This window comes from Pseudomonas bijieensis, assembly GCF_013347965.1.
Lineage (GTDB): Bacteria > Pseudomonadota > Gammaproteobacteria > Pseudomonadales > Pseudomonadaceae > Aquipseudomonas > Aquipseudomonas bijieensis.
The window spans coordinates 3,225,180-3,246,432 of the sequence record NZ_CP048810.1; the positions used below are offsets into that span (position 1 = coordinate 3,225,180).

15 protein-coding genes, 1 other RNA gene and 1 pseudogene are annotated in these 21,253 nt (G+C 57.2%); 14 read left to right on the top strand and 3 right to left on the bottom strand.

Going from position 1 to position 21,253, the window contains the following annotated elements:
* Window positions 1-6 precede the first annotated feature (6 nt).
* A complete protein-coding gene (locus GN234_RS14170; protein WP_109753718.1) occupies window positions 7-1,410 on the bottom strand; it encodes a sodium-dependent transporter in 1,404 nt (467 codons plus the stop codon).
* Between the two features lie 118 nt (window positions 1,411-1,528).
* On the opposite strand from GN234_RS14170, the gene smpB reads away from it, so the two are divergent.
* Window positions 1,529-2,011 (top strand): SsrA-binding protein SmpB, encoded by a 483-nt coding sequence (gene smpB / locus GN234_RS14175; protein ID WP_030139770.1) that lies wholly within the window; start codon window positions 1,529-1,531, stop codon window positions 2,009-2,011.
* Window positions 2,012-2,147: 136 nt separating this feature from the next.
* On the opposite strand, the gene GN234_RS14180 is transcribed toward smpB, so the two are convergent.
* Entirely contained in the window at window positions 2,148-2,915 is a 768-nt protein-coding gene (locus GN234_RS14180; RefSeq protein WP_109753472.1) for a GntR family transcriptional regulator, read from the bottom strand.
* Window positions 2,916-3,177: 262 nt separating this feature from the next.
* Here GN234_RS14180 and GN234_RS14185 point away from each other — a divergent pair, with 262 nt between their 5' ends.
* The 9 genes from GN234_RS14185 (at window position 3,178) to GN234_RS14225 (ending at window position 13,354) form a co-directional block, all read left to right on the top strand.
* On the top strand, window positions 3,178-4,872 hold the full coding sequence (locus tag GN234_RS14185; protein WP_176688637.1) for a lactate permease LctP family transporter: 1,695 nt from the start codon (window positions 3,178-3,180) through the stop codon (window positions 4,870-4,872).
* 150 nt (window positions 4,873-5,022) lie between these two features.
* Entirely contained in the window at window positions 5,023-5,847 is an 825-nt protein-coding gene (locus GN234_RS14190) for a (Fe-S)-binding protein (RefSeq protein WP_176688638.1), read from the top strand.
* Complete coding sequence (locus tag GN234_RS14195; protein ID WP_176688639.1) at window positions 5,844-7,298, top strand: LutB/LldF family L-lactate oxidation iron-sulfur protein; 1,455 nt, start codon at window positions 5,844-5,846, stop codon at window positions 7,296-7,298. Before GN234_RS14190 ends, GN234_RS14195 begins: the two co-directional genes overlap by 4 nt.
* Window positions 7,298-7,969, top strand: a complete 672-nt coding sequence (locus tag GN234_RS14200) for a LutC/YkgG family protein (protein WP_163855357.1) — start codon at window positions 7,298-7,300, stop codon at window positions 7,967-7,969. The genes GN234_RS14195 and GN234_RS14200 overlap by 1 nt, the downstream gene beginning before the upstream one ends.
* Window positions 7,966-10,776: an FAD-binding and (Fe-S)-binding domain-containing protein gene (locus GN234_RS14205; protein WP_176688640.1), complete on the top strand. Its 2,811-nt coding sequence runs from the start codon at window positions 7,966-7,968 to the stop codon at window positions 10,774-10,776. Before GN234_RS14200 ends, GN234_RS14205 begins: the two co-directional genes overlap by 4 nt.
* Window positions 10,777-10,901: 125 nt before the next feature.
* On the top strand, window positions 10,902-11,192 hold the full coding sequence (locus GN234_RS14210; RefSeq protein ID WP_176688641.1) for a hypothetical protein: 291 nt from the start codon (window positions 10,902-10,904) through the stop codon (window positions 11,190-11,192).
* Between the two features lie 94 nt (window positions 11,193-11,286).
* Window positions 11,287-11,684, top strand: a transfer-messenger RNA (tmRNA) gene (gene ssrA, locus GN234_RS14215).
* A 90-nt stretch (window positions 11,685-11,774) separates the two neighbouring features.
* Window positions 11,775-12,470 (top strand): hypothetical protein, encoded by a 696-nt coding sequence (locus tag GN234_RS14220; protein WP_176688642.1) that lies wholly within the window; start codon window positions 11,775-11,777, stop codon window positions 12,468-12,470.
* Window positions 12,471-12,601: 131 nt separating this feature from the next.
* Complete coding sequence (locus GN234_RS14225; protein WP_176687558.1) at window positions 12,602-13,354, top strand: hypothetical protein; 753 nt, start codon at window positions 12,602-12,604, stop codon at window positions 13,352-13,354.
* Here GN234_RS14225 and GN234_RS14230 read toward each other — a convergent pair.
* Window positions 13,314-13,700 (bottom strand): annotated as a pseudogene (locus tag GN234_RS14230) (DDE-type integrase/transposase/recombinase); the annotation flags it as partial. The gene GN234_RS14225 and the pseudogene GN234_RS14230 sit on opposite strands and share 41 nt — an antisense overlap.
* A 145-nt stretch (window positions 13,701-13,845) precedes the next feature.
* Between GN234_RS14230 and GN234_RS14235 the strand changes: the two are divergent.
* From GN234_RS14235 to GN234_RS14250, 4 genes are all read left to right on the top strand, one after another.
* Window positions 13,846-14,103, top strand: a complete 258-nt coding sequence (locus GN234_RS14235) for a helix-turn-helix transcriptional regulator (RefSeq protein WP_176688643.1) — start codon at window positions 13,846-13,848, stop codon at window positions 14,101-14,103.
* A gap of 113 nt (window positions 14,104-14,216) precedes the next feature.
* Entirely contained in the window at window positions 14,217-15,605 is a 1,389-nt protein-coding gene (locus GN234_RS14240) for a YfjI family protein (protein ID WP_176688644.1), read from the top strand.
* Between the two features lie 278 nt (window positions 15,606-15,883).
* A complete protein-coding gene (locus GN234_RS14245) occupies window positions 15,884-19,651 on the top strand; it encodes a hypothetical protein (RefSeq protein WP_176688645.1) in 3,768 nt (1,255 codons plus the stop codon).
* Window positions 19,652-20,776: 1,125 nt separating this feature from the next.
* Window positions 20,777-21,121 carry a hypothetical protein gene (locus tag GN234_RS14250; protein ID WP_056784998.1) on the top strand — a complete coding sequence of 115 codons (345 nt, stop codon included), beginning with the start codon at window positions 20,777-20,779 and terminating at the stop codon, window positions 21,119-21,121.
* The last annotated feature ends 132 nt before the right edge of the window (window positions 21,122-21,253 follow it).

Consider the following 21,253-nt stretch of genomic DNA (forward strand, 5'->3'; position numbering starts at 1 on the left):
TAAGCGTCACTTCCACAGCTGGGCGGCAAACACTACGAGAATGCCGATGGGCGCCACATAGCGCATCAAGAACAGGCTCAAGGCAAACAAAACCGGGCTGCGCAGCGACAATTCATCACGCACCGCTTCACGCCCCATGACCCATCCTGCAAACACCACGAAACACAAACCACCCAATGGCAGCATGATCCGTGATGTGAAGAAATCAATCACGCCGAAGAAATCCAGTCCTCCGGTTGCGCCCCACTGGTAGAGATGAAACAACCCGCCTTCGTTCACGAAAAACTTCGCTTGCTTCCATATATTGAAGGAAAACACCGTGCCCAGGCCGACAAACCAGCAGGTGAAAGCCAGCCAGAAGGTCACCCAGGCGCGGCTGATGCGGGTCCGTTCAACCAAGTAGGCCACCATGGGTTCCAGCAGGGAAATGGCCGAGCTCCAGGCCGCGATGGCCACCAGGACAAAAAACACCACGCCCATCAATTGGCCGAAGGCCATGCTGCCGAAGGCAAAGGGCAGGCTGACAAACATCAACCCCGGCCCCTCGCTCGGGTTCAGGCCAGCGGCGAACACAATCGGAAACAATGCCACGCCCGCCAACAGCGACACGAAGGTATCCAGCAGTGCCACGCCAAAGACGGTCCGGGTCAAGGATGCGTTCTTGGGCATGTAGGCGCCGTAGATCATGATCGAGCCGACCCCGACGCTCAGGGAGAAAAACGCGTGTCCCATCGCCGGTAACAGGCCATCCAGGACTTTCTCTGGCTGGAAGTCGAACATGAAGTGCACGCCTTCCATGAAATGCCCGGTGGTCATGCTGTAGCCCAGCAGCACCAGGATCATCACGAACAGCAACGGCATCATGATCCGCAGGCTGCGCTCAAGCCCGGCGACCACGCCCCGGGCAATCACCACCGCCGAGAGCACCATGAAGATCGTGTGCCAGAGGGTCAGCCTCCAGGGATCGGAGATCACGTTGCCGAAGTAGGCGCCCACCTGATCCGGCGTGGCCCCCTGGAAGTCCCCGCGCCCCATGTCGATGATGTAGTCCAGCGACCAGCCACCGACCACGCTATAGAAAGACAGGATCAACAGCGCCGTGATCATCCCGGCGAAGGCGCCCCACGACCATTTGGTCGAATGCCCCGCTTCCACCGCCAGCACCTTCAGGGCATTGGCCGGGCTTTGCCGGGCCCGACGACCAATCAGGGTTTCAGCCAGCATCACCGGAGCGCCGATGAGCGCAATGCACGCCAGGAACATCAGTACGAAGGCGCCGCCACCGTAGACGCCGACCATGTACGGAAACTTCCAGATACTACCCAGCCCCACGGCAGAACCGGTCGCCGCGAGTATGAAGACCCAACGGCTAGCCCAACTGCCGTGGACAGAAACCTTGTCTGTCGACATCGTGATCACGCCCAAGCGTTCAAAAAAGAGGCCGCATTGTCCGGGATTCACTCAACGTGCTCAAGCACGCAGCTTCACCGTAGCCGACACGCACGCAACTGCCTATAATGCCGCCCCTATGGCTAAACAGAAGAAACACCCCACAGGGACCATCGCGCAAAATAAAAAGGCGCGACACGATTACTTCATCGAACAGCGTTTCGAGGCTGGCATGGTCCTGGCCGGTTGGGAAGTAAAGAGCTTGCGTGCCGGCAAGGCGCAGCTGGTTGACAGTTATGTGCTGCTCAAGGACGGCGAAGCCTGGCTGCTGGGCAGTCATATCACGCCGCTGACAACCGCCAGCACCCACGTGATCGCCGATCCGGTGCGCTCGCGCAAGCTGCTGCTCAACAAGCGCGAGCTGGAAAAACTCTTCGCGTCCGTGCAGCAGAAAGGCTACGCCTGCGTCTGTACGTCACTGTACTGGAGCAAGCACTTGATCAAGTGCGAAATTGCCCTGGGCAAGGGCAAGAAGGAATACGACAAGCGCGATACCGAACGCGAACGCGACGCCGGTCGCGAGTTGCAGCGCGCGGTGCGCAACAAGGGTAAGGAAGACTAGCCCGCTCTACCGCATCCAGTGTGGGAGCGAGCCTGCTCGCGATGACGGTGTCACATCCGACATTGATGTGCCAGACACACCGCTTCGCGAGCAGGCTCGCTCCCACAGGTTCCGCATTCACTCCAAGAACCCACAGCTACATGCCTTTACGCCGCTCCGCCCGCGCCACCCGCTGCACCTCCTGGCGCACCTCTTCCAAGACTTCCTGCACATACAAGATATGCCGGCTCGACACTTCCCGAGCCAGCTCGGCGTGCCCATCCATAATGGCTTGATACAATTCCCGATGCTGGCTGATCAGCATGTCGCGGGTTTCACTGCGCTGCTTGTACATGCCGCCGATGTTGGTCACCACGTTGCGCTTGAGCAGGTCGAACAACCCACGAATGGTGTGCAACAACACCGCATTGTGACTGGCTTCAGCAATCGCCAAGTGAAACCGGGCATCCGCCGCGCCCTCCTCTGCCCGACTCACCTCTTCGTGGCGCGAATAACAATCCTGTAGCGCTTCGAACGCCGCCGTCAGCCGCTCGCGGTCCACATCCGTGGCCCGCAGTGCTGCGTAGTACGCGCAGGAGGCTTCCAGCGTATGGCGAAACTCCAGCAAGTCACGCTGCGCCTCGGGGTTGCTCTCCAGCAATTGCAACAGCGGATCACTGAACGTCGAGCCCAGCGACTCCACCACATAATTGCCGCCGCCCTGGCGACTGACCAGCAGGCCCTTGGCCGCCAGTTTCTGGATCGCCTCGCGCAACGAAGGGCGTGACACGCCGAACTGTTCAGCCAGAGCCCGCTCAGCCGGCAACCGCTCACCGGACTTCAACGTACCCTCGAGGATCATTCCTTCAAGCCGCTCGACAATATCGTCAGACAAACGGCGCTGACGAATCTGATCAAACCCCATAACTCGATTCTCCACGATCCCGACGGCTCGCCGGGCTCTCTATTCTGGCCCATCCGGGGCTTATCCACACCCATCAAAAACCGTTTGCATCAACGGATCAGATGCCGTCTGCACCGTTTATTCGACGAAAGTTTCAGGGCGGCAAATTGACACACGACAACCAAGGCTTTTACCCTAGCCAACAGCGATTGTAAATTGGTATTACCAATTAACCAAAAACGCTGGCAGTGCCTGACCAACAACAATTAGGGGCCCACCCACTATGCAAACCTGGCAACAGCTCTACAGCCCGCTCGGCAGCCTTGGCTTGTCCGCACTCGCGGCCGTCATTCCCATCGTATTTTTCTTCCTGGCCCTGGCGGTGTTTCGCCTCAAGGGGCACGTGGCCGGCAGCATCACCCTGGCCCTGGCCATTGCCGTGGCGATTTTCGCGTTCAACATGCCTGCGGACATGGCGTTTGCCGCCGCCGGCTATGGTTTTGCCTATGGCCTGTGGCCCATCGCCTGGATCATTGTCGCCGCCGTGTTCCTCTACAAACTGACGGTCAAGAGTGGTCAGTTCGAGGTGATTCGCAGCTCGGTGCTGTCGATTACCGATGACCAACGCCTGCAAGTGCTGTTGATCGGCTTTTGCTTCGGCGCGTTCCTGGAAGGCGCCGCCGGTTTCGGTGCTCCGGTGGCAATCACTGCCGCCCTGCTGGTCGGCCTGGGTTTCAACCCCCTGTACGCCGCGGGCCTGTGCCTGATCGCCAACACTGCCCCGGTAGCGTTTGGCGCGCTGGGTATTCCAATTATCGTGGCCGGCCAGGTCACCGGGATCGACGCCTTCAAGATCGGCGCCATGACCGGTCGCCAACTGCCCTTGCTATCGCTGTTCGTGCCGTTCTGGCTGGTGTTCATGATGGACGGCCTGCGCGGCGTGCGGGAAACCTGGCCAGCCGCGCTGGTGGCAGGCTTGAGCTTCGCCATTACCCAATACTTCACGTCCAACTTCATTGGCCCGGAACTGCCGGACATCACCTCGGCCCTGGCCAGCCTGATTTCCCTGACCCTGTTCCTGAAAGTCTGGCAGCCCAAGCGCACCGCGGGCGCCCAGATTGCCGGCGCCACTTCCAGCGCAGCGGTTACCGCCAGCGTCGGCGGTTTCGGCCAACCGCGCAGCACCGTGGCTTCGCCCTACAGCCTGGGGGAAATTATCAAGGCCTGGTCGCCGTTCCTGATCCTGACCGTGCTGGTGACGATCTGGACCCTGAAACCGTTCAAGGCGATGTTCGCCGCTGGCGGGTCCATGTACGGCTGGGTGTTCAACTTCGCCATCCCGCACCTGGACCAGATGGTGATCAAGGTCGCACCCATCGTGATCAACCCCACCGCCATTCCGGCCGTGTTCAAGCTTGACCCGATTTCCGCGACCGGCACGGCGATTTTCTTCTCCGCGCTGATCTCGATGCTGGTGCTGAAGATCAACATCAAAACTGGTCTTACCACTTTTAAAGAGACCTTTTTCGAACTGCGCTGGCCGATCCTGTCCATCGGTATGGTGCTGGCGTTCGCCTTCGTTACCAACTTCTCGGGCATGTCGTCGACCATGGCCCTGGTGCTGGCTGGAACAGGCGCGGCGTTCCCGTTCTTCTCGCCGTTCCTGGGTTGGCTGGGTGTGTTCCTGACCGGTTCCGATACTTCGTCCAACGCCCTGTTCAGCTCGCTGCAAGCCACCACCGCGCACCAACTCGGCGTCAACGACACCTTGCTCGTCGCGGCGAACACCAGTGGCGGCGTGACCGGCAAGATGATTTCGCCACAATCGATTGCAGTGGCCTGCGCGGCTACCGGGCTGGTGGGCAAGGAATCGGATCTGTTCCGTTTCACCCTCAAACACAGCCTATTCTTTGCAACGATTGTCGGCCTGATCACGTTGGCACAGGCCTACTGGTTCACCGGCATGCTGGTTCATTAAGTCATACACGCAATACTGGAAAAACCGACGCCGAACCGTGATTCGGCGTCTGCTATTCACAACCGGGTCTGCAAGGCTGCTGAAAGATTTCCTGGCTATATTCAGCAGCCTCAGCGGACGGATAACCGGGACCACCCGGAGACACGCCTGATGAGCGAGCTTTTTTACAACGCCGTACCCAACGCGACCCGCGTCGCCCCGCCATTGCCCGAGCCTCGGCAGTACCCCAGCGAGAAACCTCGTCGGGTCTACCTGTTCGGAACGTGCGTGGTGGACCTGTTCTATCCCGAAGCGGGGATGGATGCGATTCATCTGCTGGAGCGCGAAGGGATCCGGGTGGACTACCCGCAAGGGCAAAGTTGCTGCGGCCAACCGGCCTACACCTCGGGCTACACCGAGCAGGCGCGGACGGTGGCGCGGGCGCAACTGGCCTTGTTTGCCGAAGATTATCCGGTGGTGGTGCCCTCGGGTTCCTGCGCCGGCATGCTACGCGAGCATTACGCCGACTTGTTCAAGGACGAGCCGGAGACGCTCAAGCAGGTCCAGGCCCTGGCGGCGCGGACCTATGAACTGGCCGAATTCCTGCTGTTTGTCTGCAAGGTGCAGCTGCAGGACAGCGGCAAGCCGGTAAAAATCGCGCTGCACACGTCCTGCTCGGCACGGCGTGAAATGAACACCCACCTGCACGGTCGCGCATTGCTCGCGCAGTTGTGCAATGTGGAACGCGTCGAGCACAGCCACGAAAGTGAATGCTGTGGTTTTGGTGGGACGTTCAGCGTGCGCATGCCGGATATTTCCGGTGCGATGGTGGCCGACAAGACCCGAGCGCTGAAGGAATCCGGCGCACATCAGGTCGTCAGCGCCGACTGCGGTTGCTTGATGAACATCAACGGCGCGCTGGAAAAACAGCAGGAGGCGTTACGCGGCCAGCATCTGGCGAGTTTCCTCTGGCAGCGTACCGGAGGTGCCGCATGAGCACGCCGACGCTGATCCCGACCATTGAGGTGCAGGAAGATTTTCGCGCCCGGGCCCACAAGGCTTTGGACGACACGCAACTGCGAAACAACTTTCGCAGCGCGATGGATTCACTGATGACCAAGCGGGCAACGTCCTTCAGCGATGCCCACGAAAGAGAACACCTGCGGGTGCTGGGCAATGCGGTCCGCGCCCGCGCGTTATCCAAGCTGCCCGACCTGCTCGAGCAACTTGAAACCAACCTGACCCGCAACGGTGTGAACGTGCACTGGGCGGAGACGGTGGACGAGGCCAATGGCATCGTCCTCTCGATCATCCGGGCTCACGAGGCGCGGCAAGTGATCAAGGGCAAATCGATGGTCAGCGAAGAGATGGAGATGAACCATTTCCTCGAGGCTCGGGACATTGAATGTCTCGAGTCCGACATGGGGGAGTACATCGTCCAGCTCGATCACGAGAAGCCTTCACACATCATTATGCCGGCGATCCACAAGAACGCCGGTCAGGTCGCGTCCTTGTTCCACGACAAACTCGGCGTGGAGTACACCAAGGACGTTGACCAACTCATTCAGATCGGTCGCAAGGTATTGCGGCAGAAATTCTTCGAAGCCGACATCGGCGTCTCCGGCGTCAACTTCGCCGTCGCCGAAACCGGCACGCTGCTGCTGGTGGAAAACGAAGGCAACGGGCGGATGTCCACCACCGTACCGCCGGTGCACATCGCCGTGACCGGCATCGAAAAAGTCGTGGAAAACCTGCGCGATGTCGTGCCACTGCTTTCACTGCTGACCCGCTCGGCCCTCGGCCAGCCGATCACCACTTACGTCAACATGATCTCCGGCCCACGCAAGCCTGACGAACTCGACGGCCCTCAGGAAGTTCACCTGGTGCTGCTGGACAACGGTCGTAGCCAGGCGTTTGCCGACAGCGAATTGCGCCAGACCCTGAACTGCATCCGCTGCGGTGCCTGTATGAATCATTGCCCGGTCTATACCCGAATCGGCGGTCATGCCTACGGCGAGGTGTACCCGGGGCCTATCGGAAAAATCATTACGCCGCACATGGTCGGCCTGGCCAAGGTGCCGGACCACCCGAGCACGTCTTCACTGTGCGGCGCTTGCGGTGAAGTGTGCCCGGTAAAAATTCCAATCCCGGCTTTGCTGCGGCGGCTGCGGGAAGAAAACGTCAAGGCGCCGGACAGCCCCAACCAAGTGATGCGCGGCCAGGGCAGCAAATACTCGCCCAAGGAACGCTTCATCTGGAATGCCTGGGCCCGGCTCAACAGTTCGCCGCGGCTGTATCGGCTGTTCGGTTTCCTCGCCACGCGCCTGCGTGCCCTGACGCCTAAAAACGTCGGCCCGTGGACCCAGAACCACAGCGCCCCCAAACCCGCCGCCCGCTCATTGCATGACCTGGCCCGCGAACACCTGAACCAGCAGGGAGACCGTTGATGAGCGCCAAGGACAATATCCTCGCCAAGCTGCGTAAAAGCCTGACAGGCGCCACACCGGTTGCCGACAACTTCGATGTCGACCTGGTGACGCAAACGTACCGCTATGCGCCCGAAGAACGTATCCCGCAATTGCGCAAGCTGATGGAGGCGGTGCACACCGAAATCCATCTGACGTCCGGTGACGACTGGCCCGCGCTGCTGGCGCAGTTGCTGCGTGACCGCCAGCTGCCGAGCCTGCTCATCGCCCCGACCACGCCGCACGGGCAAAAAATCACACAGTTCTGGGCGAACAATCCAGACCTGCCAGCACTCAAGGCCTACGACCGGCCAATAGAGGAATGGAAGGCCGAGTTATTCAATGACACCCCGGCCAGTCTGACCGGGACCCTCGGCGCCATCGCCGCTACCGGCAGCCTGATCCTCTGGCCTACGCGGGAAGAGCCGCGCCTGATGAGCCTGGTGCCACCGGTGCATTTCGCCCTGCTCAAGGCCAGCGAAATCCGCGACAACTTCTATGAGGTGCAGCAGGAATTCGAATGGGCCCAAGGCATGCCCACCAACGCCCTGCTGGTGTCCGGCCCGTCCAAGACCGCCGACATCGAACAAGTCCTGGCCTATGGCGCCCATGGTCCGAAGGATCTGGTGGTTTTGATTCTGGAGGACCAATGACCCTTCCGGCCTCTTTCCTGCGTGACGTACAGCAACTGATTCCGCAAAAACGACGTTTCGACGATCCGCTGTCGACCTTGGCCTTCGGCACCGACGCCAGTTTCTATCGGCTGATTCCGAAACTGGTGGTACGGGTCGAGTCCGAAGATGAAGTGATCGCCCTGCTGAAACTGGCCCAACGGGACCAGGTCCCGGTCACCTTCCGCGCCGCCGGCACCAGCCTGTCCGGACAAGCCATCAGCGACTCGGTGCTGATTGTGCTTGGGGATAACTGGAACGGCCGCGAGATTCGCGAACAAGGTACACAGATTCGCTTGCAACCCGGCGTGATCGGTGCCCAGGCCAACGCCTGGCTGGCACCGTTCGGGCGCAAGATCGGCCCTGATCCAGCCTCGATCAACGCCTGCAAGATCGGCGGTATTGTCGCCAACAACGCCAGTGGCATGTGCTGCGGCACCGCGCAGAACACCTATCACACCTTGGCCGGCATCCGCCTGGTACTGGCCGATGGCACGCGTCTGGACACCGAAGACGACGCCAGCGTGGCGGCTTTTCGTACAAGCCATGGCGAACTGCTGGAACGCCTGGCCAATCTGGGTCGCGAAACCCGCGCCAACACCGAACTGGCTGCGCGAATTCGCCACAAATACCGTCTGAAAAATACCACCGGCCTGTCACTCAATGCCCTGGTGGATTTCGACGAGCCTGTGGATATCTTGAGCCACCTGCTGGTGGGCTCCGAAGGCACCCTGGGTTTCATCAGCGCGGTGACCTACAACACCGTCATCGACCATCCGAACAAAGCCTCGGCGCTGATTGTGTTCCCGGATGTGGAAACCTGCTGCAACGCCGTCACCGTGCTGAAGAGCCAGCCCGTCTCGGCCGTGGAACTGCTGGACCGCCGCAGCCTGCGCTCGGTGCAGGACAAGCCGGGCATGCCGGATTTCGTACAGCATCTGTCGATCAATGCCTGCGCCCTGCTGATCGAATCCCGAGCCGCCTCCTCGTCGTTGCTACAAGAGCAACTGACCCGAATCATGGCCTCGCTGGCCGGCTTCCCAGTGGAAAAACAGGTCGACTTTACCGAAGACCCACGGGAAAACGCCCGGCTCTGGGCGATCCGTAAAGACACCTTTCCAGCCGTGGGCGCCGTACGCAAAACCGGGACCACGGTCATCATCGAAGACGTGACCTTTCCGGTGGAGCAACTGGCCATCGGCGTAAACCGCCTGATCGAGCTGTTCGACAAACATCACTACGACGAAGCGATCCTTTTCGGACACGCACTGGAAGGCAATCTGCACTTCGTCTTCACCCAAGGCTTCAACAACCCTGAAGAAGTCGCACGCTACCAGGCGTTCATGGATGACGTGGCGCAATTGGTGGCGGTGGAATTCGGCGGTTCGCTGAAGGCCGAACACGGCACCGGGCGCAACATGGCTCCGTTCGTCGAGCTGGAATGGGGCAGCGACGCCTACCAGTTGATGTGGCAGCTCAAACGCCTGCTCGACCCCAAAGGCATCCTCAACCCGGACGTGGTGCTCAGCGAAGATCCGCAGATTCACCTCAAGCACCTCAAACCGCTGCCGGCCGCAGATGAGATTGTGGACAAGTGCATCGAGTGCGGCTTCTGTGAACCGGTGTGTCCATCCAAGGATCTGACCTTGAGCCCGCGCCAGCGCATCGTGATCTGGCGCGATATTCAGGCGAAGAAACGCGCCGGCACCGACACCAACGAACTGGAACGAGCCTACCAATACCAGGGCATCGATACCTGCGCCGCTACAGGCTTGTGTGCACAACGTTGCCCGGTAGGCATCAATACCGGCGAGCTGGTGAAAAAGCTCCGCAGCCGTGACGCGACAAGGACGAAAACTGCCGATTGGATTGAAGGAAATTTCACCACCACACTGCAAGGCGCACGCTTTGCCCTGCACGTCGCCAACGGTGCGCGCATGCTGCTGGGAGCGCCCCGCCTGGCGAAACTGTCGGCCTCATTGACGCGTCTATCCAAGGGCCAGGTTCCGCAGTGGACCAACGCCATGCCCCAGCCGGAAAAGGCCATCCGCGTAAGCATTGCCGTGTCGGACGAACGCCCGAGGGTGGTGTACCTGGCGGCGTGCGTGTCGCGGGTGATGGGCCCGGCGGCAGGGGATAAAGAGCAGATGTCGCTGTACGAAAAAACCCAACGACTGCTGGAAAAGGCCGGCTACCAGGTCATCTTTCCCGACAACGTGGACAGCCTCTGCTGCGGCCAACCTTTTGCATCCAAAGGCTACGTCGAACAGGCCGAGCACAAACGCCAGGAACTGATCGGCGCATTGCTGCATGCCAGCCGCGGCGGGCTCGATCCGATCTACTGCGACACCAGCCCCTGCACGTTGCGGCTGGTCCAGGACCTTGGCGATGTGCGCCTGGATCTGTACGACCCGGTGCGCTTCATTCGCACCCATCTGATGGATCGTCTCGACTTCACCCCCCAAGAAGCGCCCATCGCGGTGCACGTCACGTGCAGCACGCAGCACCTTGGCGAAAGCCAGGCGCTGATCGACCTGGCGCGCAAGTGCAGCAAGAACGTGGTCGTCCCGGAAGGCATTCACTGCTGCGGTTTCGCTGGCGACAAAGGCTTCACCACACCGGAGTTGAACGCCCATTCGCTGCGCACGCTCAAGGACGCGGTGCAGCATTGCAGCGAAGGAATTTCCACCAGCCGCACCTGTGAGATCGGTCTTACGCAGCACGGCGCCATTGACTACCACGGGCTGGTCTACTTAGTGGATCGGGTGACCCAGGCCAGGACGACCTAAAGAAAAATAGAACCCTGGCGCAGGGTCGCAGTCCACTGATCAAGTCCCGCAAATGCGGGACCGTCCCTAAATTGGTAGCCGTACTGATGGCCGGCGATGCCTGCCCTCGGTTCAAGGAGAGACACATGAAACGCTCTGTATTGCTAGGTCTGTTCGTCACTGCCTCCATGCTGGCGTCGTCCTCGTTTGCCGCTGGCGGCACCGAAGATCTCTGTGAGGCCAACCTGCAAACCATTGCCAACGCCAAAAACCAAATCAAGGCGCCGGACGTCAGTGCACGCGTTGAGGCCAGCGTCCAGCAAGCCAAGGCGTATCAAGCCCAGAACACCAAGGAAGGCACCGAAAAATGCATCTCCGAAACCACCCAGACCATCCAGGATATCCAGAAGGTCAGTAAAGACGGTAAAAACTCCTGACCGCCTCGGGCCAACCTTCGGGTTGGCCTCGGACGCGGATTGGCGTACACTGCAGATGCTTGCCGCTTCAATAGCTTCAAGAAGCGCCAGGCTCGGGGCCGTTTAGGATTCGACGCCGGTTGCGAAACTTTAGGTGCATGCCGAGTTGGTAACAGAACTCGTAAATCCACTGTTGCAACTTCCTATAGTTGCCAATGACGAAACCTACGGCCAGGAATACGCTATCGCTGCGTAAGCAGCCTTAGATCCTGAGCTTCTGGTACCTTCGGGTCCAGCAATCACCAGGGGATGTCTGTAAACCCAAAGTGATTGTCATATAGAACAGAATCGCCGTGCAGTACGTTGTGGACGAAGCGGCTAAAACTTACACAACTCGCCCAAAGCACCCTGCCCGTCGGGTCGCTGAGGGTTAACTTAATAGACACGGCTACGCATGTAGTACCGACAGCGGAGTACTGGCGGACGGGGGTTCAAATCCCCCCGGCTCCACCAAATAAGCTATACAAATCAGGCACTTAGCAGATAAAGCAAGTGCCTTTTTTGTGCCTGAATGGGCTGTTTTGGCTCGGGAATGCCAGCTTAATGACAGCTTTTATAGCGCGCCCTGTTCATCTCCTGGCTGGGCGCTCATCTACGATTGCGGATAGGCGCAGGGATATCGAAGCGATGATGGGTGTTGAAGTTTTCGAGAGTGCCTTCAACGAGCTAAGGGCGCGTTTCGCTGGCCTGACGAAGGATATATATCTGGTACCACGCGAGCAGATGAAGGAGGAAACTGACCTTCTACGACTGTGCGGAGTTGAGTACGACGAAAAGCTCTATTTCAACGATCAAGCGGCTGACTTGGCTACCTACAGAACCAGTGACGCCGGAGGCGTAACTATCAATTTTCTACGGGGCGGCAGTGGTCGTAGCGCGGTCTTCATTAACGAGAGCTGCATGCCTGAGGGTACCCGTGAGGATCTCATTTGGCTCTGGCGGTACAACTCGCTACATCACGAGCTGATGCATGCCCTTGATTTCAACAAGCAGAAAAATTTCAACACCTCTACACGAACGATGGATCTAGTAGGTGCTGAAGTCTTCGCCGATCAAAGAACCTTGCTGCACTTGAAATCCAAAATGTCCAACGGATTCATGAAAATTGCCTTGCAGCAATATGCCCAGAACGCCCAGACGATGGGCAAAAAGGTGGGCATTAGGACTCAGATCTACCAGCGTCTCCTAACCAAAATTGATCAGAAAACTATCAATTATTGGGCGACAATGGAAATCTAGCGGCACAGCTATTGATGCCCTGTACTCAACGACCGATGTTAAGAAACCCAGGGTTAGATACGATCGAGGATGCTACGTTTTTCGTTCTTACCATTAAACTCAGGCTGACTTGCATACGAGCTGGCAAGAAGATGATATTTCTAAAAAAAATTAGCACATTAATAGCGGCAATAGGCGTAGTTGGCTTATTCATAGGATTAGCCATTGACTTCCCAGACTTCCGCGAGAAGTACTTTTACAAGCACGGACTTTGGTCAGGAAAGTTCTCAACGACAACAGAGTACACCATAATCACTGGAGACTACCCAGAACCCCCAGCTGACCAGCCTCGCTTCGTCGTAAACATAGAGTCAGCCGAAGGTTCGGGATCTGTACATGGCGAAATGTTTTCAGAAGGAATTTGCAAATACAACCCTATATCTTGGTACTTCTACCTCGACAGCGACGCCCCTGGGTTACAAGGTTATGCAAGCCTGGGACATTCTAGGAAATTCATACTAAGTTACCTTCGGGATTCAAAAAAAGTTCCCATAGCCGAAATAAAAATCACCATATCAGAACCTCATGACTCACCTACAGCCATGGAAATAGAACCATTAGCAGTTGCGCCAGGACTTGAAATACCAGGAAAAATCATAGCTGGGAAAGATCTTGAAGCTTACAGTGACGACTACGATTTTCTTCAGGATTACTGCGGAAAAACAAGCCAGGAGTTTCATATAAAAATGATAGAAATGATTAAAGAAGAGCGCTTCAATGAGAAAAAGCGCAAGCTAGAACATAAAAAGATACAAGAAAAGGCCAGTGAGACTGAATCGCCACTGAATTCCTCTCCAAGCTCAGAAAATAGCGTTTCTCATACTCTACTGACGACAGCTGCATAGCGCTGCCGTGTCGGCGTTTAGGGTCATAGAACATCTCGATGTAATCGAAAATATCACTCCGGGCCTCGTCTCGTGTTGCGTAAATCCTTCGTCGGACTCGCTCCCGCTTCAACAGCTGGAAAAAGCTCTCGTCAACGGCATTGTCGTGGCAGTTTCCTCGACGGCTCATGCTGCTGATCAGATTGTTGGCTTTCAAAAAGCTTTGCCAATCTGGGCTACTGAATTGACTACCCTGGTCTCAATGAATCATCACTTGCTGCTGTGGCTTGCGGTGCCACACGGCCATCAGCAATGCGTCGATTGCCAAGTCGCTGCAGATCCTAGGCTTCATTGACCAGCCAATCACTTAGCGGGAGAAGCCCATCCGCGGCTTTCGTCTTTACCTCAACAACCGACGAAACGTTTTCCGTCGCTTTTCCGGTTTGAAAACGCGCCACAGCGGTCTGTCAGGGGTATTAAATCTGTGTCGGCTTACACACAGAGACCCACACATGCCGACACATGCCGACACATGCCCCAAGAAATACCTGATCAGTCACACCTCTCTGCAGCACTGCTTTGACAAGAGCCGCTCCGGCCTCGAAAAGCTGCGCGAAACCGATCCCAGCTTCCCTCGCCCCATCAAATTTGGCCCGAGCAAACAGGCTGGCGTTTACTTCGTCGTCGCGGAGGTGGAGGCCTGGCTGGAGAGTAAGATCAGCGAACGCGATGATGTCACTCAGGATCTCTTCAAGAGAGATGAAAAATGACCACACACGAGCAGATCCCGCCATTCTTGGCAGAGATGCCCGAGCCGGCACGTGCCTCATATCTGAGCCCAGGAATTGCGCCAAAGCCACTCCCGTGTGAATTAACGAGGGTCATGCCCTGGCATGACGAGCTACTGCCAGCCGATCTGCGGGAATATGTGCGTGATGTCGCTGAACGCACTCAGTGCCCGCCAGATTTTATTGGAGTCGCACTCGTGGTCGCTGTCAGCGCCGTGGTCGGGCGCAAATTTACCATCCACCCGAAACAGCACGATGATTGGATAGTCGTTCCCAACCAGTGGGGCGTCATCATTGGTCGGCCATCAGCGATGAAATCGCCAGCACTCAAACAGGCACTTCGCCCACTGCATGCCCTGGAATCCAGAGCGCGAGAACAGTACGGCCTGGCTGAGGCCGAGCACAAGGCCAGCAGCGAGCTGCTCGAAATGGAGCGCAACGCCGCCAAGGCCAAGGCAAAAAAACTTCTCGGTAGCGGCGACAAGAACGCAGCTTTGGCGGAACTGAACAGACTATCCAGCGACATGCAGGCTCCAGTCCTGCGCCGGTACATCATCAACGACTCAACTGTCGAGAAACTCGGCGAGCTGCTTAACGAAAACCCGAACGGCCTGCTGCTCGTGCGTGACGAGCTGGGGGGTTGGCTGGCGACGATACAGAGCGAGGACGGTTCTGTTGCGCGAGCGTTCTACCTGGAATGTTTCGATGGCAACGGCTCATTCACCTACGACCGCATTGGGCGCGGCACCATTTTCATTGAGTCATGCTGCTTATCCTTGATCGGCGGCGTTCAACCGTCACGAATCGCATCGCTGGTGCGCGCCGCGATCAGCGGTGAATTGGATGACGGCCTTATTCAGCGCCTGCAACTCGCCGTTTATCCCGACGATATCCGCGAATGGCGTCTGGTGGACCGCTGGCCGAACAAAGCCGCCACTGAGCGCGTGGATTGGGTTATCGACCAGCTCGACCAAATACCAGATGAGCCTCGTTCTGCACTCAGGTTCAGCCCGGAGGCACAGGAGATATTTAACGCTTGGTATACCCGTCACATGCGGGAAAGCCGTAGGGAAGAATTACATCCAGCATTGCAATCCCACTTCCTAAAAATACCGCAGACCATTGCCGGATTAGCACTTCTATTCGAGCTTATCGGCGGAGGACAGCAAGTGGTCAGTGCAGAGGCGGCTACCCGAGCAATCGGCTGGGCGGCCTACCTGATGAGCCATGCACAGCGGTTGTACGGTGCAGCAATTAACGCCCCACTACTGGGGGCCCGGTTGCTCCTAGAACGTCAGCTGAAATTACCCGAGCCGTTTACCGCACGAGAGGTGCGCCAGAAGGATTGGACGGGATTGGGCTCGCAGGACGCCGTGAATAACGCGCTCGCAGTGCTGGCTGAGCACGAATTCATCGTTGGCTACGAGGTGGCCGGAGAAAAAGGTGGCCGCCCATCGACACGCTATGTCTGGCGAAAAACGTAACTCCTACCCAGCTTTTTTATTAAAAAGGCTGACAGGGCGACCTACAAAACCTACGAAACCTAGTTCTGCAGGTTTTGTAGGTGGCCTTACCCTGGCTGGGAGGAGTTTTCTTCGCTCAAGTGGAGATAACTCTTTTTAGATGCTCGGGAGCTCGGCACAAGGTCTGTCTGTACCCGCTGCATACCTGGCAGTTTTATTCTGGCGTGCGGTAGAGTGCGTTTCTGCTAAGGAGCCGCGCTATTTCGGCCACCACCGCTGCACCATGTGAAAGGAGAGATATGTTGAAATGGATCAGCGCGCTTGAATTAGGGCAGTGGGCCGACACCCTCCAAGCCAAGGATAAAATGCCCGAACTGGTGGCTGACCTGATCTGGGCCACAACATTGAGGGTCAAGCGGCTTCGATTTCTGCAGGGTGACATGGGGCAAATCCGAGGGTTTGATGGCTACCTTGATGTCGATTCAACCTCTCCATTCGTGCCCGACGGAAAGTCGATTTGGGAATTCGGGACTAATGGCGCAGGCAAAACTAAGGCACAAGGTGACTATAACAAGCGCACCGCCGAGGTGGATGCAGAAACCCGTGCTCAGCACACCCTGGTCATCGTATCGCCAAGGACGTGGGACACGCCCAAGGTAAAGGTTGAGGACTGGCTTGATGAAAAGAACAACCAAGGGGATTGGAAGCGTGTCGTCTACCTTGATGGCCCGTTGCTGGAGGATTGGCTTGGGCAAAGTCCGGCTGTAGCATCCCGATGGGCCCGTTACCAGTTCAGGAGCGCACCACAACAAGGTGTGCTCAGCACGGAAGAGTTCTGGCAGTCCTTTTCCAACCGTTTTGATCCTGCACTGTCGGAAGACGTTCTGCTCGCAGGGCGTGAATCCCAGGCTGAAGATCTGCTGCGAAACCTGGCCCAGGGAAGTGGACGCTTGGCGTTTGCTGCGGACACTACCGATGAAGTCATCGCCTTTGCAGTCGCCGCTATTCGCAAGGCGCCCGAAACTGTGCGCAAACCGCTCGAAGCTCGCACCTTGGTTGTTGAGACAGAGGATGCAGCTAGGCACTTAGTCAACACGTGCAACCTTATCTATCTTCCCAGAAACGGTGCGCGCAGCTGCGTTGGACTCCTCAAGACTTCTGGCCCTACAGTGATAAGTGCCGGGGCGGATGACAAAAAGAGCGATCATGTCGAGCTGACGCGACCGACCAGCGCCCAACTTGGTAAAGCGTTCACCGGCATGGGGATGTCTGAAAGCGAAGGGTATGAAACTGCCCGCAAATGTGGTCGGAGCCTGGCGGTCCTGGCTCGACAGAAGCCTAGCGGTACCGCTGAGTTGCCAACATGGATCGGCGAGGCTGATGCATTAATACCAGCAATGCTTGCAGGAGCATGGGTCTGTGATATCGAACATGATCAACAAGTTCTCAGCTCGCTCAGCCAGAAACCTTATGACGAAACCGAGGATGAGCTGCTCAGATTCTTGGTCATGCAGGATTCGCCCATCGAACGCATTGAGAATTTGTGGGCGACAAAAGCCCCAGTAGATGCGTTCTTGCACCTTGCTCCTCGGGTCGGACGCAAGCACCTTGACCTATTCAAAGCGGCTTTGACCACTGTTTTCGAGTCGGCTGTGGCCTCGCATAAGCCTCCGACTGCAGACGAACCATTCGTATTGCGCAACAAGCGCGACCTGGAAACCTCGCACAGCGAACAACTCAGAAACGGATTGATGACCACGCTGCTACATATGGCAGTACTACATAAGCATGCTGGCTTCACGGTAGCGGGGGGTGATCCGCAAGCTTTTGTAGATGGCTTGGTTAGGTCGATTCACGGCCTGTCGACCAACCATACGTTGATGGCAAGCCTGAACCAAAATCTTGCGCTGCTTGCTGAGGCATCTCCTGGCCCTTTTCTTGAAGCCCTCGAGCGCCAGCTTGAGGGCGACTCGCCGTCAATCCGGCACATTTTCGACGAGCACCCCGGAATGCTCACACCAGTGACATACCACTGCGGTTTGTTGTGGGCACTGGAAGTAATCGCGTGGGATGCCTTTTATTTTCAGAGGGCCGTGCTGTGCCTTGCCAAGCTTGCCGCAATCGACCCGGGCGGCAAATTGAGCAACCGTCCTATCAACAGTCTGCGCGCAATCTTCCTCTCTTGGGTACCAAGTACATCTGTGGGAACAAAGCGTCGGTTGGCCGTTCTGCAGTCAACTGTGAAGGCTGTCCCGAGCATTGCTTGGCCGCTGCTCACTAGCTTGCTCCCCCGTTCAGGGGATACCAGCTCTCCAACCGAAAAACCGAAGTTTCGGGAATACGAGCAGGATCACGCTGAGACCCTGACTTATGGTCTGGTCTGGGAGAGTGAAGCCAAGATCATCGCACTGGCGATAGATGAAGCAGGTTCGATTGCGGAGCGCTGGGTTTCCTTGATTAACTCAATGCAGACCTTCCATGACGATCCTTTCGAGTCTGCTGTCGAACGGCTCGGTGAAGTGCTAAGCGCCGTCGACACTGACGACAGAACCCAAATCTGGAAAGCCCTGAATCTGGAGGTCAAGCATCACCAGAAATATTCGACCACAGATTGGGCGATGCCGAATGAGCGTATTGAGCTTTTGGCTGCCCTGGTCGACCGATATGCCCCTAAAGCATTAGTAGAGAACCACACTTGGTTGTTCGACGATTGGATGCCGCCTGTGGACGGCCTTGATGACGATGATGCTGACCCAACCAAGGTTGTGGAGGATGCCCGTCTGCAGGCTCTGAAGGCGGTGTATGAGGCGCTGGGCGTTCAGGGCATCTTGCAGATGACGAGCCGCGTCAAGATTCCGCACTCCGTGGTTTACTCCGCATTGCGTCTTGACATGTCTTACGACGAGCGCCTCGCGTTGTTCACTGGCCTGCTAAGTAGCGCAGTGCAGGAGCTAGAGTTTGCTGCTGGAGCAGTGATGTCGGATGGAATCACTCGCTTTTCAGATAAGTGGAAGCAGGCGGCGCGTTCGGCAGTACTGAGAGTCGGCCTAGGTTCTGATCGTGTAGTTAGAATGATCGAACGTATCCCGGAGAATATGCAGACATGGCTGTACATCGAGTCCTTCGGAGACGAGGTAACGAAAGCCTATTGGTCTCTGAAAACACCCTACCCGCTTGAAGTAAGCACCGATGAGCTGCTCCATGCAGTCCGCAAGTATCGAGAGGTTGGGCGTCCTGTCGCCGGCTTGAGCGCGGTATCCCGCAGACTCGGTGAGATTCCGACAGAGGATGTTGTAGCGCTGCTAATCGAGGGCGTTGAGGAGCAAAACTCCCAGCCTGGCGATCGTATGGCCACCAACTTCTTTGACATTGAGAAAGTCATTAGTGAGTTGGCCGACCGACCGGATACCACGCTGGAACAAATTGCGAGTCTTGAGTTTACCTACCTCCCGATGCTACGCAACGATCCAAAAGCCTTGCATAAAATGCTGCTTGAACAGCCCAGCTTCTTCATGGAAATGGTGTGTCAAGTGTTTAGAGCCAAGGACGAAAAACCAGTGGAGACTTCTGCATTGCAGAAAAGCCGAGCCACTAATGCTTATCGCTTATTGAAAAGCTTAAAGTCCTTGCCAGGTCAGTCTGATCAAGATGTCGACCAGGATGTGCTACTAGCCTGGTGTCTTGAGATCCAGCGCTTGGCAGCGGAGCAGAATCGTCAGGACATCACTGATCAATTGATCGGCCAAGTTTTGGCACATGCACCATTGAGCTCAAAGGATGGAGCATGGCCACATGAAGCAGTTAGACATGTCATCGAGACGCTTGCTTCTTCTCAGGTAGAACTCGGGATTCGCATCGAAAGATTCAATATGCGAGGTGTGTTTTGCAAAGCGATAGGGGAAGGCGGTGATCAGGAGAGGAGTTTGGCCCGTCAAGCACAAGAATGGGCTGATGCCTCGTTGGATTTCGCACGTACCAACACACTGCTTGAGGCCATCGCTCAGGCATGGCTGAAAGACGCTGAACGCGCAGATACGATGGCCAAGCAGGACGCTCTGCGTCATTGATTCGCGATATGCGCGCCGCCAGGCTTGGTTACGGATCCAGCCCCAGTCGAGGCGGATTGCTTCATCGCCTATGACTTGCGGGAGGACATAGCACGACACCACGTGCTCGACCTCGGTTCTCCTCGGGCAACCAAGGCTGCAGGCTGGTCAAGTGAGCACTCTTGGCCCGCCTCTACCTATTGACCCATACGGCGTTCAAGGATGCAGTCCTAGGTCGTCATCTGCTGCACATTCAGTGCACACGCCCTTTCGCTCAGCCCAGAGCGTCGTCATTTATCGACCATTTGTTGTCACAGTGCGCGCTGACGAATGCCTTCAGACTCTCTGTCGTCATCCGTCGTCGATACGCCGCTGTCATACAGCACATTGTAGCTGTGAAAGCCCCGTAGTCCCGGGACTGTAGCGACGACACTTCCTCACGACACCCCTTACCTGGGCGACAACACCCCTTTACAACACCCCTTAACCTGCACAAGACGCCCTGAAAAAACTGCAACCCAGCAACCATGCGGGTTGCAGCAGCAACACCTCTTCACGACACCTCTTACCTGGGCAACAACACCCCTTTACGACACCCCTTAACCTGTATAAGACGCCCTGAATAGCCTGAAACCCAGTAACCATGCGGGTTACAGCGGCAACACCCCTTCACCACACCCCTTCGGCAAAAATCGGCAGATTCCCTCTATGTGAGGTGAACCGTCAGACTCCCATAAGCAAGAGAGGTGGTGTGAGCATGTTTTTTGAACACGTGTCGCGCAGCGGATATGAGCGGTGCGCCGGTTGCTCTGGAATTTAATCAGCCAAGTGTCGGCGGAAAGGGATTTCAGGAGGAAGAAATCCTTGGGATTGGCACTGCAGGTGAGAAGCTGGATTCTGTGCAAATTTTCAGCCCAGAAGGAGCAAGACATGGACGCGATTGAGCTACTGGTTTACGCGCTCATTGGCGTAATCGGCACGTTGGGATTGGCGGCGGTGATTGGCTACAAGGTCGCGGATCATCTCGATAAAAAACATCACACCGACTGACCTTGCAGGCACCTGCAGGCCCGCATGGCGGTGGCTTGGGATTCACCAGCGCTCGGGTAATGTTCAGGCATGTGCCAAGTCCAGCAGGTTCACGCCATGAGCAAAGTTGAGTGCCAGTGCTGCAAGAAGATGATGGTTCCAAAGGTGATCACCAGCGCGCCGTTCTACATCAGCGGAGTACCCGTGGGCGGCCATGACCCGCAGTCGTCCGTATGCCCCTTCTGCCTGTCGCCGAAGTGGATGCTCACCGAACATCAGGCCCTGGCTGCCGGCAAGGCCAATGCCGAGTTCTACGGCCTTATGGTTCTAGCCCTGGTGAACATCGTTGCGTTCGTCCGTTTCGGCGAACTGGCGGGCGGTATAGCGCTTGCGGTGTCAGTCGCAACCGTTTTCATGCGCGCCAGGATGATTCGAGCCCTGCGCCGTCGCCTGGGCCGTTAAACGAGCCGGTTCACCCTTGGCTACCCAGGCGGCGAATACAGCCTGGGTAGAATTCGTACGGGTGTCACTGCTACTCGACAGCGCGTAAAACTGCGTCGCTACTTGGTCATTTGATCACGGATTTTAAGCCCT